General features: G+C 68.5%; 16 protein-coding genes. 11 read left to right on the top strand and 5 right to left on the bottom strand.

Going from position 1 to position 14943, the window contains the following annotated elements:
• Positions 1 to 30 precede the first annotated feature (30 nt).
• Positions 31 to 1248 (top strand): DNA polymerase IV, encoded by a 1218-nt coding sequence (dinB, locus tag ABZX37_RS39610; RefSeq protein ID WP_354748559.1) that lies wholly within the window; start codon positions 31 to 33, stop codon positions 1246 to 1248.
• Positions 1249 to 1669: 421 nt separating this feature from the next.
• Complete coding sequence (locus tag ABZX37_RS39605; RefSeq protein WP_354748557.1) at positions 1670 to 1852, top strand: hypothetical protein; 183 nt, start codon at positions 1670 to 1672, stop codon at positions 1850 to 1852.
• Here ABZX37_RS39605 and ABZX37_RS39600 read toward each other — a convergent pair.
• Positions 1833 to 2603 (bottom strand): TetR/AcrR family transcriptional regulator, encoded by a 771-nt coding sequence (locus ABZX37_RS39600; protein WP_354748555.1) that lies wholly within the window; start codon positions 2601 to 2603, stop codon positions 1833 to 1835. The genes ABZX37_RS39605 and ABZX37_RS39600 overlap by 20 nt on opposite strands.
• 61 nt (positions 2604 to 2664) lie before the next feature.
• On the opposite strand from ABZX37_RS39600, the gene ABZX37_RS39595 reads away from it, so the two are divergent.
• Together ABZX37_RS39595 and ABZX37_RS39590 are read left to right on the top strand one after the other, a co-directional pair.
• Positions 2665 to 3507, top strand: a complete 843-nt coding sequence (locus ABZX37_RS39595) for an ATP-binding cassette domain-containing protein (protein WP_354748553.1) — start codon at positions 2665 to 2667, stop codon at positions 3505 to 3507.
• Positions 3504 to 4304 carry an ABC transporter permease gene (locus tag ABZX37_RS39590; protein ID WP_354748551.1) on the top strand — a complete coding sequence of 267 codons (801 nt, stop codon included), beginning with the start codon at positions 3504 to 3506 and terminating at the stop codon, positions 4302 to 4304. Before ABZX37_RS39595 ends, ABZX37_RS39590 begins: the two co-directional genes overlap by 4 nt.
• A gap of 58 nt (positions 4305 to 4362) precedes the next feature.
• Here the strand turns inward: ABZX37_RS39590 and ABZX37_RS39585 are convergent, their stop codons facing one another.
• Positions 4363 to 5754: a sugar porter family MFS transporter gene (locus ABZX37_RS39585; RefSeq protein ID WP_354748550.1), complete on the bottom strand. Its 1392-nt coding sequence runs from the start codon at positions 5752 to 5754 to the stop codon at positions 4363 to 4365.
• Positions 5755 to 6183: 429 nt separating this feature from the next.
• Here ABZX37_RS39585 and ABZX37_RS39580 point away from each other — a divergent pair, with 429 nt between their 5' ends.
• From ABZX37_RS39580 to ABZX37_RS39560, 5 genes are all read left to right on the top strand, one after another.
• Positions 6184 to 6477, top strand: coding sequence for a hypothetical protein (locus ABZX37_RS39580; RefSeq protein ID WP_354748548.1), 294 nt, complete (start codon positions 6184 to 6186; stop codon positions 6475 to 6477).
• Positions 6474 to 7973, top strand: a complete 1500-nt coding sequence (locus ABZX37_RS39575) for an alpha/beta hydrolase (protein ID WP_354748546.1) — start codon at positions 6474 to 6476, stop codon at positions 7971 to 7973. The genes ABZX37_RS39580 and ABZX37_RS39575 overlap by 4 nt, the downstream gene beginning before the upstream one ends.
• Positions 7974 to 8044: 71 nt before the next feature.
• On the top strand, positions 8045 to 8587 hold the full coding sequence (locus tag ABZX37_RS39570) for a hypothetical protein (protein ID WP_354748544.1): 543 nt from the start codon (positions 8045 to 8047) through the stop codon (positions 8585 to 8587).
• A 33-nt stretch (positions 8588 to 8620) separates the two neighbouring features.
• Positions 8621 to 9205, top strand: coding sequence for a TetR/AcrR family transcriptional regulator (locus ABZX37_RS39565; RefSeq protein WP_354748542.1), 585 nt, complete (start codon positions 8621 to 8623; stop codon positions 9203 to 9205).
• 69 nt (positions 9206 to 9274) lie between these two features.
• The gene (locus tag ABZX37_RS39560; protein WP_354748540.1) at positions 9275 to 9727 is read left to right on the top strand and encodes a TIGR03618 family F420-dependent PPOX class oxidoreductase; all 453 of its coding nucleotides are present in this window, start codon (positions 9275 to 9277) and stop codon (positions 9725 to 9727) included.
• 66 nt (positions 9728 to 9793) lie between these two features.
• Here ABZX37_RS39560 and ABZX37_RS39555 read toward each other — a convergent pair whose 3' ends face one another.
• Positions 9794 to 10351, bottom strand: coding sequence for a YceI family protein (locus ABZX37_RS39555; protein WP_354748538.1), 558 nt, complete (start codon positions 10349 to 10351; stop codon positions 9794 to 9796).
• 100 nt (positions 10352 to 10451) lie between these two features.
• Between ABZX37_RS39555 and ABZX37_RS39550 the strand changes: the two genes are divergently transcribed.
• Both ABZX37_RS39550 and ABZX37_RS39545 read left to right on the top strand, forming a co-directional pair.
• Positions 10452 to 10931: a MarR family transcriptional regulator gene (locus tag ABZX37_RS39550; protein ID WP_354748536.1), complete on the top strand. Its 480-nt coding sequence runs from the start codon at positions 10452 to 10454 to the stop codon at positions 10929 to 10931.
• Positions 10932 to 10956: 25 nt separating this feature from the next.
• Complete coding sequence (locus tag ABZX37_RS39545; RefSeq protein ID WP_354748534.1) at positions 10957 to 11943, top strand: glutathione S-transferase C-terminal domain-containing protein; 987 nt, start codon at positions 10957 to 10959, stop codon at positions 11941 to 11943.
• Here ABZX37_RS39545 and ABZX37_RS39540 read toward each other — a convergent pair.
• Positions 11940 to 12608: an alpha/beta fold hydrolase gene (locus tag ABZX37_RS39540; protein ID WP_354748532.1), complete on the bottom strand. Its 669-nt coding sequence runs from the start codon at positions 12606 to 12608 to the stop codon at positions 11940 to 11942. The genes ABZX37_RS39545 and ABZX37_RS39540 overlap by 4 nt on opposite strands.
• A gap of 69 nt (positions 12609 to 12677) precedes the next feature.
• Positions 12678 to 14939 (bottom strand): hypothetical protein, encoded by a 2262-nt coding sequence (locus ABZX37_RS39535; protein ID WP_354748530.1) that lies wholly within the window; start codon positions 14937 to 14939, stop codon positions 12678 to 12680.
• Positions 14940 to 14943: the final 4 nt, after the last annotated feature.

The following is a 14943-nucleotide window of genomic DNA, read 5'->3' as shown; positions in this document are numbered from 1 at the left end:
GCGGTTTTTGTCGGTGTTCGATGCGAACATATGTTCGTGACGAGCGAAGGACCGATCCTCCACGCCGACCTCGACGCGTTCTACGCCTCGGTCGAGCAGCGCGACGATCCCCGGCTGCGCGGCAGGCCGGTGATCGTGGGCGGTGGCGTGGTGCTGGCCGCGAGCTACGAGGCGAAGGCGCTGGGCGTGCGCACCGCGATGGGCGGCGCGCAGGCGAGGCGATTGTGCCCGCATGCCGTGGTGGTGCCGCCGCGGATGTCGGTCTACAGCGCGGCGAGCAAGGCGGTGTTCGAGGTGTTCCGGCAGACGACGCCGGCGGTGGAAGGAGTGTCGATCGACGAAGCTTTCCTGGATGTCGGCGGCCTGCGGCGGATCGCCGGGCGTCCGTCCGAGATCGCGGTGCGCCTGCGCGCGGAGGTGCTGGCGCAAGTCGGGCTGCCGATCACGGTAGGCGTGGCGCGCACGAAGTTCCTCGCGAAAGTCGCGAGCGGCGTCGCGAAACCGGACGGCCTGCTGGTGGTACCGCCTGACGCTGAGCTGGAATTCCTGCACCCACTGCCAGTGGAACGATTGTGGGGAGTGGGAAAGGTGACGTCTGCGAAACTGCGGGAACGAGGCGTCCGCACCGTGCGCCAAGTCGCCGAACTGCCCGAAGCCGCACTGATCTCGATGCTGGGCCCAGGCTCCGGCCGCCACCTGCACGCCCTGGCGCACGGCCGCGACCCACGCGCGGTCCAGCCAGGAAAACGCCGCCGCTCAATCGGCTCCCAACGCGCACTCGGCCGCCGCTCCCGCTCCCCAGCCGAGCTGGACGAGATCGTAGTGTCCATTGTGGACCGATTAGCGCGTCGGCTGCGCGGCGCGTCGAGGGTCTGCCGAACGGTAGTGCTGCGAATGCGCTTCGCGGACTTTACCCGCGCCACGAGGTCGCACACGCTCGCCGACAGCACCGACCACACGGAAACGCTGCTGTGCGCTGCCCGCGGTCTGCTGTCCGCGGTGCAACCACTGGTGTACGACCGGGGTTTGACGTTGCTGGGCCTGTCGTTCTCAAACCTCGACAGCCATGGTGCGGTGCAGTTAGCGCTGCCGCTGGACCAACCTTCTCGCCCCGCGATGTCCGCCGAAGCCACCGCCCTGGACTCAGCGGTGGACGCCCTGCGAAACCGCTTCGGTGCGGCGGCGTTGACTCGGGCGGCGCTGCTGAGCCATGACGCTGGGGTGGAGATGCCTATGCTGCCGGATTGATCGATTGCGGTGGTCCCGCGAGGGCTGTTTCCCAGCTGCGCCCGGCTGAGTCCGATGGGGCCTGGCTAGGCCCGACGGAGTTCGACGGAGCCTGGCTGAGTCCGAACGAGCTTGGCCGAGCCCGACGAAGCCTGGCTGAGTCCGGTCGAGTCTGACGGAACCTGGCCGAGTCCGGTCGAATCCGACGGAGCCCGGTCGAGCTTGGCCGAGTCCGGCCGAGTCCGACCGAGCGTGACCGAGCCCGACCGAGTCCGGTCGAGCCTGGCCGAGTCCGGTCGAGCCTGGCCGAGTCCGGTTGAGCGTGACCGAGTTCGGTCGAGCCCGGCAGGGCGGTGTGCTGGGCGAAGTTTGGCGCTTGCTTGCCGGGATGCGAGCACGGCGCCGTGGTGCGTCGGTGCTGTGATGCCGGGTGCTCGGCGAGGTGGTCAGGACGGTCGGGGTGCTGGCCAGTCTCGAGCCAGCTAGTGCGGGGCTGGCTGGGGTGCTGGTTCTCGGCGAGCATCTGCGCGCGGTGCAGTGGGTGGCGCTGACTTTCGTGGGCCTCGCGAGCGCCGGGGCGGTGGTCGGGCGGAAGGAAGCGCCAGTTACTCAGCAGATCGGTTGACCAGCGCGGCAATGCCTTCGATCAGGCGGTCCAGGCCGAACGCGTACTCGTGGTCGACGCTGTAGGGAGCCTGATGGATCTGCCCGGCAGCGGTGCCGACCCGGTCCGCGACTGGGAAGCGCCGCGGTTCGTAGACCTCGGCAAGGGCGGGCGCGGTCGCGGCCCACCACTGCTGGTCGGTCATTCCGGTTTGCCGCACGATGCGCGCGGCCTCGACCTTGCGGCGCGCCAGGCCTTCGACGTGCGTGGTCATCAGGGTGATCGTCGAATCCATTTCGACGTCCGCCAGGCCGATGCCGTCGACGACAGCCAGTTCCAGGTCGTACTTCGCGATCGCGTTGGGGCCTAGCGTCGGACGTCCGGAGAAGACCTGCAGCAGCCACGGATGCCGCAGGTGCATCGCCCAGTTGACGGCGGCGACGCGGCGGAGTCCGTCGCGCCAGTCGTCGGCGTCTATTTCGGACAGTTCGGCTACCGCTTCGCCGTAGACCGCGTCGACCATCGCTTCGACCAGTTCCGCGCGCGACGCGACGTAGGTGTACAGCGACATCGTCCCGACGCCCAGCGACTCGGCCACCCGGCGCATCGACAGCGTCGCCAGGTCCTGTTCGGTATCGGCGACCTCGACCGCCGCGTCGACGATTCGCGCGGGGGTCAGGCCGTGCTTCGGGCCGCGCTTCGGCAGCTGGCGGGTGCCCCACAGCAGCGCGATCGTCGCGGCGGGGTCGCCGTTGGTGCCGTCAGTCGTCACGTGACCAGCATAGGAACTTTACTCCGTAGGCAATACGGAGTGATGTGCTAGCCTTCTTCGTATGGCATACGGAGAAGGCGGGCTGCTGGCGCGCGGGGTGCGGAAGCGGTATGGCGATAGGGCGGCGTTGGACGGGTTTGACCTGCGGGTGGAGCCGGGGACGGTGTTCGGCCTGCTCGGTCCCAACGGTGCGGGCAAGACGACGGCGGTCCGGATCCTGACGACGTTGCTGCGGCCGGACGCGGGCGAAGTACGGGTCGCCGGTTTCGACGCGGTCGCTGAGCCGGACGAGGTGCGGCGGCGGATCGGGCTGGTCGGGCAGAACGCCTCGGTGGACGAGATCCTGACCGGCAGGCAGAACCTCGAATTGTTCGGCAGGCTCGGCGGGTTGTCGTCGCGGGTGGCTCACGCGCGGGCGACAGAGCTGCTGGAGCGGTTCGGTCTCGGCGAAGCGGCGGGGCGGTCTGTCTCGGGCTACTCCGGCGGCATGCGGCGCAAGCTGGACCTCGCCGCGGGACTCCTGCTGAACCCGCAGGTGCTCTTCCTCGACGAGCCCACGACCGGACTCGATCCGGCCGCTCGCATCGACGTCTGGGCGGACGTCCGTGCGCTGGCCGGTACTGGCACCACGGTGCTGCTGACCACGCAGTATCTGGAGGAGGCCGATCAGCTCGCCGACCGGATCGCGGTGCTCGACGCGGGCCGGGTCGTCGCCGCGGGCACGCCGGACGAATTGAAGGCGAAGGTGGGGCCGGACCGGGTCGAGACGGTCGTCCGCAAGCCGACGCTCGACGAGGTTTTCCTGCACCTGACCGGTCACGCCCGCCTGTCCGAGGAGGGGAGGCGCGATGACGAGGCGGCTTCCCGGAAGACCTCGTCCGCCGTCTCCGAGGAGGTTCGATGACCATCCCCGCCGCGGCACCCGCGCGCGTGTCCTGGCCGACGCATACCGCCGTCCTGACCCGGCGCATCCTGGTGCATTGGAAGCAGCGTCCGTTCTCGATCGCGGTCACGCTGCTGTTCCCGGTCCTGATCGTGGTGATGTTCGGCCAGCTTTTCGGTGGCGCGATGGCCATCCGGGACGGCGCGTACATCGACTTCCTCATCCCCGGCATGCTTGCGATGACCATGCTGTTCGGGCTCGAATCCACTGTCCTCGCAGTGACTTCCGACGCCTCGAAGGGCGTCACCGAGCGGATCCGCGCGATGCCGGTCAGCGGGCTCGCCGTGCTGACCGGACGTTGTCTCGCCGACCTGATCAGCTCGGTCGCCGGGCTCGTCGTGATGATGGGGGCCGGGCTGGCGCTGGGGTGGCGTCCGCAGCAGATGTCCGTGCTGGGCGCGGTCGGGCTGCTGTTGTGGTTGCGGTTCGCTTTTGTCTGGGTCGGGATTTACCTCGGGCTGCTGCTGAAGACCCCGGAATCGGCGGTTTCGGTGCAGGTGCTGGTGTGGCCGGTCGGATTCCTGTCCGGCGTTTTCGTTTCCCCGGACACCATGCCTGCCTGGCTGAGCGCGGTCGCGAACTGGAATCCGCTCACCGCAACGGCTTCCGCGGTGCGCGAGCTGGCGAGTAACCCGGCGTGGGCCGCGAATGGCTGGGCGGCGGAGCATTCCGTGCTGCTCGCGATGGCGTGGCCCGCGGTGCTGACGCTGATCTTCCTGCCGCTCGCCACCCGGCGGTACCGCATGCTCGGGCGGTGAAAAACAGCCGGGCGGCAAGGGAAATCCCCTGCCGCCCGGCCGTACCCCGAGGAGAAATTCAGGCGCGTGCCTTCGAATGCGTCCGGCCGCGCAGGTCGAGTTCGATTTCCTCCAGGCTCCGGCCCTTGGTTTCCGGGACGAGCCACTTCGTGAGGAAGAACAGGACCACGTTGATGCCCGCGAACAGGAACATCGAGCCGCCGAGGCCGAGTGCGCCGGGGTCGGAGATGATCGGGAACACGGCGCTGATGATGCCGGTCGCGGCCCACAGCACGACGCTGCTCACGCCCATGCCCGCCGCGCGGACCTTCAGCGGGAACACCTCGGCCATCATCACCCAGACGACCGCGCCCCAGCCCAGTTCGTAGCCGACCAGGTAGAGCACCATCGCGACCAGCATCAGGATGCCCTTGGTCGCCGTGTCGTGGACTTCCAGCACGATGAACCCGGCCGCGACCAGGGTGAGCACCATCAGCACGTTGCCGATCAGCAGCAGCGGCTTGCGGCCCCACCGGTCGACCACGAACACCACCCACGCGGTGAACAGGAACTTGGTCACGCCCAGCAGCACGCCGGACAGCAACGCCGCCTGAGTCGCGAAACCGAGGCCGATCAGCATCGTCGGGAAGTACGCGTTCACCGCGTTCACGCCGCTGAACTGCTGGCCCATCGCGAGCAGCAAGGCCACCACGAGCATCGGCCGCACGGTCGGCGTCAGCAGGTCGCGGAAGCGGGTCTTCGCCGATTCCGAGTCGAGCCGGATCACCTCGCGGATCGTGCCGATCTCCTCGTCGACGTTCACGCCGCCGCCGTGCGAGCTGAGCAGGACCGCGCGGGCCTGTTCCTCCTGGCCGTTCGCGACGAGCCAGCGCGGCGTTTCGGGCAGGAATCCCAAGCCCGCCAGCAGGATCACCGCGGGCACGATCGCGCCGGCGAACATCAGCCGCCAGTTGCCCGACGTGCCGAGCCCGTAGCTGACCAGGAACGCGATCAGGATGCCGAGCACGATGAAGATCTGGTTCAGCGCGCCCATCGCCCCGCGCAGCCGTGCCGGAGCGAGTTCCGACAGATACGTCGGGACCGTCGAGGACGACAGGCCGATGCCGACGCCGATCACGAGCCGGGAAACGATCAGCAACGCGAACGTCGGGGAAAAGGTGGCCGCGATCGTGCCGATGATGACGACGACGGCCGCGACCATGATCGTCCGGCGGCGGCCGAGCTTTTCGTTGAGCCGGGAGGAGAAACTCGCACCGACGATCGCACCGATCGAAATGCTCGCGGTGATGACGCCCTTGTCCCATCCGGACAGGCCCCAGAGTTTCCCGATGAACGGCAACACCCCGGAAATGACGCCGAGGTCGTAACCGAACAGGATGCCGCCGAGGGCACCGAAGAAGTACAGCGTCGTTCTGCCGATGGGCCGCCGCGCCGCGGCTGTCTGTGTCATTGCCGAGCCGTCTCTTTCCGGGATGGCCGGCCGGTCCTGGTCCGCTGACCGGAAGGCCAGCGCCGTCCGGGCCGGACGAGTGGGGGTCGAGGGACAAGGACTGCCGGACTGGTCCAGCACTGCGGAACGGCCGAACCCGCCGCCGCGCAACGCCTTTCCTCGTCGCGTGCCGGCTTGGCCCGCTCCGGTACGAACTTCGCCGTACACAGTCACACGCTGGTCAGCGGCGGGCAAGACGCGGGCTGATAACTATTCAGTCACGTGACTAGCGTTCACATATGTGGACAAGCTAGGCGAGGGTTTGCGCAGGTCAGAGCCTTGGCGGGGGAATCATGGCAGGAGTTTTCGCGAAGGTCGAACTGCGGGGAACCGGGTGCCGCGGACGTCCGTCGTACGGGTCGTCCGGTCGCCGCGGTGGGGGAGATGCGCATGGGAACGGGTTTCGAGGTCGCTCCGGCGGAGGTCGCGACCGCGGCCGGACGGGCGCGGCAGGCGGCGGCGACCGTGCGGGCGGCCGACCTCGCGGGCGCGCTCGCCGGGGTCGGGCTGTCCGGCGGCACGAGCGTGGCCGCGGCGGATCGGCTGTCCGGCGCCTGGGGCCGGGCCGTTCCGAAGTGGACAGCCGACACCGAGGCCTACGCGGGGAACCTCGACCAGGCCGCAGCCGGCTACCGCGACACCGACCACAACGCGACCGGCGAGATCGCGGCGGCGGGCCGATGATCACTTGGGGAGACGTCCGGCGCTGGAACCCCGCCGACCTCGCTTCGGCGGTCGACGCGCTCGGTGCCCGGGCCGCCCGGCTCACCGGGGCGAACGACGATGCCGAAGCCATGACGAAGTTCGGCTCTTGGCAAGGCGACGCGGCGGACGCGGCAACGGCCAAAGGCACTGCGCTGGCAACGGAATTGCGGCAGCTGACCACTGATGTGTCGGCGGTTCGGCGCGGGGTGCACGACGCGCAGCTGGCGGTCGAGCGGATCAGTTCGGCGGTGCGCGAGGTCGACGATTTCGCCGCACGCAACGGAATGCGGATCGACGACGGTGGCGGCGTCAGCGGCGAACCCGAGCGACAGGCTGAAGTCGCCGATCGCGTCGGCCAGATTCTCCGTGAGGCCACCGGGGTCGACGCGGATCTGACCGTCGTGCTCGACCGCGCGACCAACGGCGAAAGCGGTGGCTCCGGGGTCGTCGCGCTGGCGATGGCGACGAGCAGCCAGCCGAAACCGAACGGCACCCCGGCGGAGAACCGGGCGTGGTGGGACAGCCTGTCCGACTCCGCGCAGTCCTCGATCCTGCGCGACAACCCGGACCTGATCCGCAATCTCGACGGCATCCCGGTGGTCGATCGCGACGCGGCGAATCGCGTTGTGCTGCAACAGGAGATCGACAAGCGGAAGGGCGATGACGCCCAATTGCGCGGCCTCACCGCGATCCGCGACCGGCTCGCGGCCACCGGCGACGGCAAACCTCCGGCTTTCCTGATCTCGCTCGACGTCAGCGGCGACGGCACAGCGGTGGTCGCCGCCGGAAATCCGGATACCGCGGCGAATGTCGCGACGTACGTTCCTGGCACCGGCAGCGAGCTGGCCAAGATCGGCGGCGACCTCGGCCGGTCGGACAAGATGTGGCAGTCGGCGACGATGGCGGGCTCGCCGTCGACGTCGGTGATCACCTGGGTCGGTTATGACGCGCCGAATGAGCTCGTGGACGCCGCCAGCGAGAAATACGCCGACGGCGGCAAGGAGTCGTTGTCGAAATTCGAGGACGGTCTGCGCGCGTCGCATGAGGGCTCCCCGTCGCATAACACCGTGCTCGGTCACAGTTACGGCACGACGGTGATCGGCCACGCGGCTCGCGACGGCGGGCTCAACGCGGACGATCTGATCTTCGTCGGCAGTCCTGGCGTCGGCGTCGAGCACGCGAATCAACTGCATCTCGACGGTGTGCCGCAGGACCAGGTCGCCCAGCACGTGCACTCGACGGTCGCGCAGCACGACCTCATCAAGATCACCAACATCGGTCTCCCCGGTCACGATCCGCTCGGCCCGAGCCCGGCTGGCGGCGACTTCGGCGGGCAGGTCTTCGAATCCGCGCCGGGTGACAAAGGCCCGTGGTACGAGGGCGGCCTGTCCGGGGCCGCGCACAGCCAATACTGGGAGGACAACAACCCGTCGCTGCGCAGCTTCGGCCGGATCATCGCCGGGCTGCCGGCGTGACGGCGCGCCGCACCGCGCTGGCCTGCCTCGCCGCCGTTCCTCTCGTAGCCTGCTCCCCAGGAGGTGCAGCCATGAACCCCACGATCACCGAAAACGAAGCCCGCGACCAGGTCGAGGACTACGTGCGCGGCGCGTTCTCCGCGTTGCCCACGCCCGCCGGGCGGGAACTGTTCTCCCGCAACCGTTCCGAATGCACCGACCCGACCGACAACGGTCCGGCTGGGCGATTCGAGATCTCCGCGACCTACGAGGTGACCGGCCTCGAACCGGACACCTTCAAGACGCAGTTCGAGGCCGTCGTGAAGTGGTGGCAGGGACACGGCTTCACCGTCCTGACCGACCGGCGGCCCACCGACCAGTACGTCTTCGCGCGCAATGAGCGGGACGGCTTCGACATGTCTTTGCAGGCCAATGAGCTCGGGAAGCTCTACTTGGGTGCGACGTCGCCTTGCGTTTGGCCGAAGGGGACTCCGGAAGCTGAGGCTGTCGTGGAGGAGCCGGAGCCTGAGGTCGCGGAAGCTCCGGAACCTGAACGGCCCCGACCGCGTCGTGCGCCGGTGGACGACGAGGACTTCGGCCAGACGTCCTGGTCCGACGGAGGCGCTGCGTTCTAGAGTGGACTAGCAGGTCCAGTCAGGAGGCAGTCGATGACGCTCACGCGCAAGGGCGAGGCCACGCGGCAACGGATCGTGGAGGGCGCGGCCGACGTGATCCGCGAGCGCGGCGTGCTCGAGACGACGCTGGACGACGTCCGCGCGCGGACCAAGACCAGCAAAAGCCAGCTGTTCCACTACTTCCCGGACGGCAAGGAAGAACTGCTGCTGGCCGTCGCGCGCTGGGAGGCGGGCCGGGTGCTGGAGGTGCAGCAGCCGTCGCTCGGCACGCTGCGCACCTGGGAGGATTTCCGGACGTGGCAGAAGGTGGTGCTCGGGCACTACACCGAGCAGGGCCGGCACTGTCCGTTGAACGTGGTGATGTCGCAGATCGGCCGCAACACGCCGGGCGCGCAGGCGGTGGTGACGCAGCTGATGCAGCGGTGGCTCGGCGAACTGACCGCGGGGATCGAGAACCTGCGCGCGGCGGGGGAGGTCCGGCCTGGGCTGGACCCGAAGCAGGCGGCGTCGGCGCTGCTGGCGGGGGTGCAGGGCGGGGTGTTGATGCTGCTGACCACCGGGGAGGCGGAGCATCTGGAGGCGGCGCTCGAAGTGGGGATCGCCGGGTTGCGCGCCTGAAAAATAGGGGTCCCCGAAATAGGGGTAGCTGGCGGAAATGTGCCGGACCGGCGGCGAGTTGGGCCTGGCATGAGTCAAGGACCCGCACCCCGGCAGCTGTCTGACGAAGCCCTCTCTGCCCTGCTCGGCCAGCAGCAGTTCGGCACGCTCGCGACGATCAAACGCAGTGGTCAGCCGCATCTGACGACAATGCTGTACAGCTGGGATCCCGACACCCGGACGGTGCGTTTCTCCACGACTGCCGACCGCAGCAAGGTCGGCCATCTGCGCCGCAACTCGCGGGCGACGGTGCACGTTCAGGGCGGCGACGTGTGGTCGTTCGCTGTTGCCGAGGGGCAGGCGGAGGTTTCCGAAGTCACCGAGGTCCCCGGCGACGCGGTGGGGCAGGAGTTGCTCGCGATGCTTCCGGAGGCCGCGCGGCCCGAGGACCCGGCGGCGTTCCTGAAGCAGCAGGTGGACGAGCGGCGAGTCGTGATCCGGCTCCCGGTCGAGCGGCTCTACGGCACCGCGCTCGACGTCTGAGACCCCGCGACTGCCCTGCGACACGGTGAAGGGTCCCGATTCCGGAACCCTTCACCGGCTGTTCGTTCAGGCGTTCTTGATCGCGGAGATCTCGAACTCGAGGGTGATCTTGTCCGAGACCAGCACGCCGCCGGTCTCGAGCGCGGCGTTGAACTTCACGTTGTAGTCGCTGCGGTTGATCGAGGTGGAGCCCTCGAAGCCGACGCGGTCGTTGCCGAACGGGTCCTTCGCGGAGCCGCCGAACTCGAACGGGACGGTGACCGACTTGGTGACGTCCTTGACGGTCAGGTCGCCGGTCACGTCGAAGGTGTCCTCGCCGGTCTGGGTGATCCCGGTGGAGGTGAAGGTGATGGTCGGGAACTCTTCGCAGGACAGGAAGTCGTTGGCGCGCAGGTGGCCGTCGCGGTCCGCGTTGCGGGTGTCGACGCTCTTGGTCTGGATGGTGATGTTCGCGCTGGAGTTCGCCGGGTTCTCGCCGTCCAGGGTGAACGAACCCTCGAACTCGTTGAAGGAGCCGCGAACCTTGGTGACCATGGCGTGGCGGGCGACGAAGCCGATCCGGCTGTGCGAGCCGTCGATCGTGTAGGTGCCGGTCAGGTGGGCGTAGGTGGTCGCGCTGGTCATGTGTTCCGTTCCTTCGGGTCCTTGGTTGAGTGTTCAACTAGCACTGTAGCCCACAATAACTGATTGCGCGAGCAAGTGTCGGATATACTCCCCCTCTGTGGTGAACAGAACCCCCCTGACCAGCGAAGAGGAGGCAGTGTGGCGTCCGCTGATGCGTGTCGTCACAGTCCTGCCGAGGGCTCTCGACGACCAGTTCGCGCACGACAACGGCGTCTCGCTGACGGATTACAGCGTGCTCGTGTCGCTGTCGGAAGCGGCCGAAGGCAGGCTGCGGCTCACCGATCTGGCGGAGTCCACGGCGCTGTCGCTGAGCCGGATCAGCCGGGTCGTGGAGGCGATGGTGCGCCGCGGCCTGGTGCGGAAGGTGAAGTGCCCGCAGGACCGCCGGGCCGCGCACGCGACGCTCACCGAACTCGGGCGGGCGAAACTCGCCGCCGCGTACCCCGGGCATCTCGAGCGCGTGCGATCGTTCCTGTTCGACCACCTCTCGCCCGAGGAGGTCCGCGCCGCGGGCCCGATCCTCGCCCGGCTGGCTGCCGCGCTGGAGCCGCCGGACTGTTCGGCCTGCCCGGACGACTAGACCCGCCCCCGACGAAAGGCTTCCGATGCCCGACCAGGGTGAGTTCAAGCGCGACACGAACTACATCTCCGACCGCGTCACCGCCGACGGCCGCGACGGCTGGCCGGTGGAGCCGGGCCGCTATCGCCTGGTGATCGCGCGAGCGTGCCCGTGGGCGAACCGCGCGTCGATCGTGCGCAGGCTGCTGGGTCTCGAAGAGGTGCTGTCGATGGGCCTGTGCGGCCCGACGCACGACGAGCGCAGTTGGACCTTCGACCTCGACCCCGGCGGCCGCGACCCGGTGCTCGGCATCGAACGGCTGCAGGAGGCGTTTTTCGCGCGGTACCCGGACTATCCGCGCGGGATCACCGTGCCGTCCATTGTGGATGTCCCGAGTGGACAGATCGTGACCAACGACTTCAAGCAGATGACGGTGGACCTGTCGCTGGAATGGGGCGCCTACCACCGGGACGGCGCGCCGGAGCTGTACCCGCAGCGGCTGCGCGACGAGATCGAGGACGTCGCGGAGAAGGTGTTCCGGGACGTGAACAACGGGGTGTACAAAGCGGGTTTCGCCACGTCGCAGGAGGCTTACGAAGAGGCGTACCGCACGTTGTTCTCCCGGCTGGACTGGCTTTCCGAGCGGCTGGCCGGCCAGCGGTACCTGGTGGGGGACACGATCACCGAGGCGGACGTGCGCCTGTTCACGACGCTGGTCCGGTTCGACGCGGTGTACCACGGGCATTTCAAGTGCAACCGGCAGAAGCTCACGGAGCTGCCGGTGCTGTGGGCGTACGCGCGGGATCTGTTCCAGACGCCCGGTTTCGGGGACACGATCGATTTCGGGCAGATCAAGGAGCATTACTACGTGGTGCACCGGAACGTGAACCCGACCGGGGTGGTGCCGCTGGGGCCGGAGCTCGCGGGGTGGCTTACGCCGCATGGGCGGGAGGAGCTGGGCGGGAGGCCGTTCGGGGACGGGACGCCGCCTGGTGCGCCGCCGGTGGGGGAGCGGGTTCCTGAGTTGGCCTAGACCGCCGCGTCGAGAAGAATCCGCAGCAGCTCTTCGGGCGCGTCGCGCATCACGTCGTGCTTGCTGTCCAGCGCGTGGACATTCCACTGTGGATCGTCGAGAAGCCGCCGGTACGTCGGCTCGAACGGCGACCCGCCGTCCCAGATCGTCGCGTACACATAGTCCCGGCGGCGGAAGCGGCTCAGGTCGGCGTCCAGCCGGATCGACTGGAGCAGCGACGCCAGCGGATGCGCCGACGCACGCGGGTCGAAGAACGGCAGCGGCGGCACGGCGTATCCGGTCTCGCCGACGCTCAGGTACCACTCGCGCTGCCGGTCATCGGTCAAAGTCCAGCAGGAGTCGCCGTTTTCCGGGACGAAAGCGTCGAGGTACACCAGTGAATCGACCAGTTCCGGCACCCGGTCGGCGGCACCGGTGATGACCATCCCGCCGTAGCTGTGGCCGACCAGCACGGCGCGTTCGACCTGCTCGGCCTGCATCGCGCGCACGACGTCCTCGATGTGGGTCTCGAGGTTGACCCCGCCGTTCAGCAGGTGCTGCCGTTCGCTGAGGCCGGTGAGCGTCAGCGGGAGCACGCGGTGGCCGCGGTCGCGCAGTTGGCCGGTGAGCCGGTCGAAGCACCAGCCGCCGTGGCAGGCGCCGGGGACGAGGACGTAGGTGGTCATGGGCGCAACGCTAGAAGCCGTGCGGCGAGAAGTCCAAGAGCTGGTTCTTCCGTGATCCAGAAGCCGTGGTTATGCACGGCTGGGCAAGGGCAGGTCGTGTGCTTTGCGGAACTCGTTCAGGGCGGCCCAGGCGAGGTGCGGGTCTAGAGCGAGTCGCCGTCGGGCGATGGCCAGTTCGTGCAGGCTCGGCGTCAGGCGGGACTGGGTGAGCGCGTCGGTGAACATGTCCAGAACAGTGGCGCAGAAGAGGACGAACGCGCTGCTGTGCAGGCGCAGCCGGTTGACCGCGTCGGCTAGGTCGGGTGTTGCTCCTTCATGCAACGAGGCGGCCAGTTCGGCGAGTTCCACTGCTTCGCGGGTGTCGGGGACGCGGAGCAGTTTCGGCCACAGTTCCGCCAGCTCCGGTGTCTGCGGGAGCCCGCGGGCTTGCGCGATGAAGCCGCTCGACTTGGCTGCCAGGTCGGTGCAGACCAGGATGCTCGTGACGGTCGACAGCGACGGCTCGTAGTGTTCGGTCGTCACGTCCACCATGTCGATGGTGGTGCGGCGCAGGTCGCGCGGCAGGCCGCCGGAGAGGCAGTGGCCGAGATAGCAGAACTGCTCCGGGACGCCGGGCAGCCGTTGCGCGATCCACAGCCTGCTCTCGTCGAGCGTGAACGATTCCAGGCGCACCACTTCGGAAAACGCGCTGTCGAAGGCATCGCGCACGGCCAGGCCGCGTTGCTCGAAGCTGAGGACCGCGTCGTCGGACACCGCCACGAAATACAGGCAACCGGGCACCCCGAAGATGCCCTTGATGTCGTTCACCAGCTGCTGGGCCTTGTCCTGTTCGCCGATCTTGTCCAGCTCGTCGATGGCGACCACGACCCGGTCGGTGATCCCTTCCTCGCGCAACGACTCCGCGGTCAGCTGGGCGAACGCGCGGAACTCGTCGACGACCTCCGGATGGGTCAGCTGCTGTTCGGCCCGTTGCGTGGTGCGGGTGCGGCCCAGTTCGCCGCCTGCCGGGACGGCGAGTTTTCCCGACCAGCCGGTGGTGTAGGTCAGCAGGTACTGGATCCGGAGCAGCTGGCGGCGAGCTTCGGCTTGCAGGGCGCGCGGTCCGGCTGATGACTTCCGCCACAGGAAGTTCACCAGCGCTTCGGCCCCCGCTGGGACGGCCTTCGACGTCCAGCGGAATGTGAGAACAGCGACTACGACGAGGGCGATCCGGTTGCTCACCGGCTGATGTGTCCATAATGGACCTAGCGGGTCCGGTCGCAGCGGTTTGGTGAGCGTTTGCCAGAGTTCTGCGGGGAACTGTGTGAATTCTCCGTTCCACAGCAGGCCGCCGATCGCCCACCCGAGTGCGGCCGTGACGACGAGGTCGACCGAGCCGCGCCGGAACCGGCGGGCCCACCATCGCCAGTCGGTTTCTGGACCCAAGGTCTGCCGGATCCGCGCGAGTACGGCTTGGCACAGCAGTTTGTGCAGGTGCAGCACGAAATCGCGGGCGTCGTAGGTGGCCGGTGCGGAGGCGACCACCACCAGTGGCGCCGGGTTTTCGCTGCCGTGCAACAGACCTCGTTGCATGGAACGGATCGCGGTCGTCTTGCCTGACCCGCGCTGCCCGCCGAGCGCGACCGCGCCGGAACCCGCGCGTTCGAGGACGCGCCGGAGCCGTTTCGCCGCCGCTGTCGGCACGATTCGGCTGCTGTCCTCCTCGCCGAGGTCGTGTTGCTGGTCGAAAACCAGTGTCGTGCCGAAGTGCAGCCGCCGGTGCGCGGAAATGACGTCGCGGACCTCGGGCAGCACGATCTCGCGCGCGGCGAACGAACGGCGTGGTCCGAGGCCGAATTGCTCCTCGTGGAACTGCATGGCGTCCGGGTTGGTCCATTCGCGCAACGCGGTGACTTTGCGGACCGCGAGCGCGCCGGTGGCGAACAGGACGCACGGCATCATCAGGCCGGCGAAGATCCGGAAGAACAGGGGGAGCTGCGCCCACGCGGCGGTCATCAGGCTGAGGTAGGCGAATCCGAGCAGCACGGCGACGACCAGCCAGCTCGCCTCGCGCGGCGACATCGCGCGGTTTCGCGGACGGAACCCTCGGTCGCCCTCGGCCATGACCTGGTCCTGGAGCGTCCGGATCTTCGCGAGGAGGGTCTCGTTCGCGAACAGTTCTTCGCGCACGACTTCGGTACGCAGCGATTCGCGGGCGAGGAGCTGGGTGACCGCGGGGGAGCCGAGCGTTTCGTCGATGAGCGAGGCGAGCGCGGCTTGCGCGGTCCAGGAGTCGAAGTCCTCGAGGTCTTCCTCCCCGATGGAGTGCGGGTCGCTCCGCTCGCCGGTCACCGGC

It is taken from the genome of Amycolatopsis sp. NPDC004079 (assembly GCF_040610415.1).
In the GTDB taxonomy this organism is placed as follows: Bacteria; Actinomycetota; Actinomycetes; order Mycobacteriales; family Pseudonocardiaceae; genus Amycolatopsis; species Amycolatopsis halotolerans.
Note: the sequence above shows the minus strand (reverse complement) of the source record. Positions and strands in the feature narration are given on the sequence as shown.

Excerpts from the sequence above, each read along its gene's own strand:
- ABZX37_RS39580 (WP_354748548.1), top strand. The coding sequence starts at position 6,184 with ATGGGAACGGGTTTCGAGGTCGCTCCGGCGGAGGTCGCGACCGCGGCC.
- ABZX37_RS39595 (WP_354748553.1), top strand. The coding sequence starts at position 2,665 with ATGGCATACGGAGAAGGCGGGCTGCTGGCGCGCGGGGTGCGGAAGCGG.
- dinB (WP_354748559.1), top strand. The coding sequence starts at position 31 with ATGTTCGTGACGAGCGAAGGACCGATCCTCCACGCCGACCTCGACGCG.
- ABZX37_RS39545 (WP_354748534.1), top strand. The coding sequence starts at position 10,957 with ATGCCCGACCAGGGTGAGTTCAAGCGCGACACGAACTACATCTCCGAC.
- ABZX37_RS39585 (WP_354748550.1), bottom strand. The coding sequence starts at position 5,754 with ATGACACAGACAGCCGCGGCGCGGCGGCCCATCGGCAGAACGACGCTG.
- ABZX37_RS39540 (WP_354748532.1), bottom strand. The coding sequence starts at position 12,608 with ATGACCACCTACGTCCTCGTCCCCGGCGCCTGCCACGGCGGCTGGTGC.
- ABZX37_RS39570 (WP_354748544.1), top strand. The coding sequence starts at position 8,045 with ATGAACCCCACGATCACCGAAAACGAAGCCCGCGACCAGGTCGAGGAC.
- ABZX37_RS39590 (WP_354748551.1), top strand. The coding sequence starts at position 3,504 with ATGACCATCCCCGCCGCGGCACCCGCGCGCGTGTCCTGGCCGACGCAT.
- ABZX37_RS39555 (WP_354748538.1), bottom strand. The coding sequence starts at position 10,351 with ATGACCAGCGCGACCACCTACGCCCACCTGACCGGCACCTACACGATC.
- ABZX37_RS39565 (WP_354748542.1), top strand. The coding sequence starts at position 8,621 with ATGACGCTCACGCGCAAGGGCGAGGCCACGCGGCAACGGATCGTGGAG.
- ABZX37_RS39575 (WP_354748546.1), top strand. The coding sequence starts at position 6,474 with ATGATCACTTGGGGAGACGTCCGGCGCTGGAACCCCGCCGACCTCGCT.
- ABZX37_RS39560 (WP_354748540.1), top strand. The coding sequence starts at position 9,275 with ATGAGTCAAGGACCCGCACCCCGGCAGCTGTCTGACGAAGCCCTCTCT.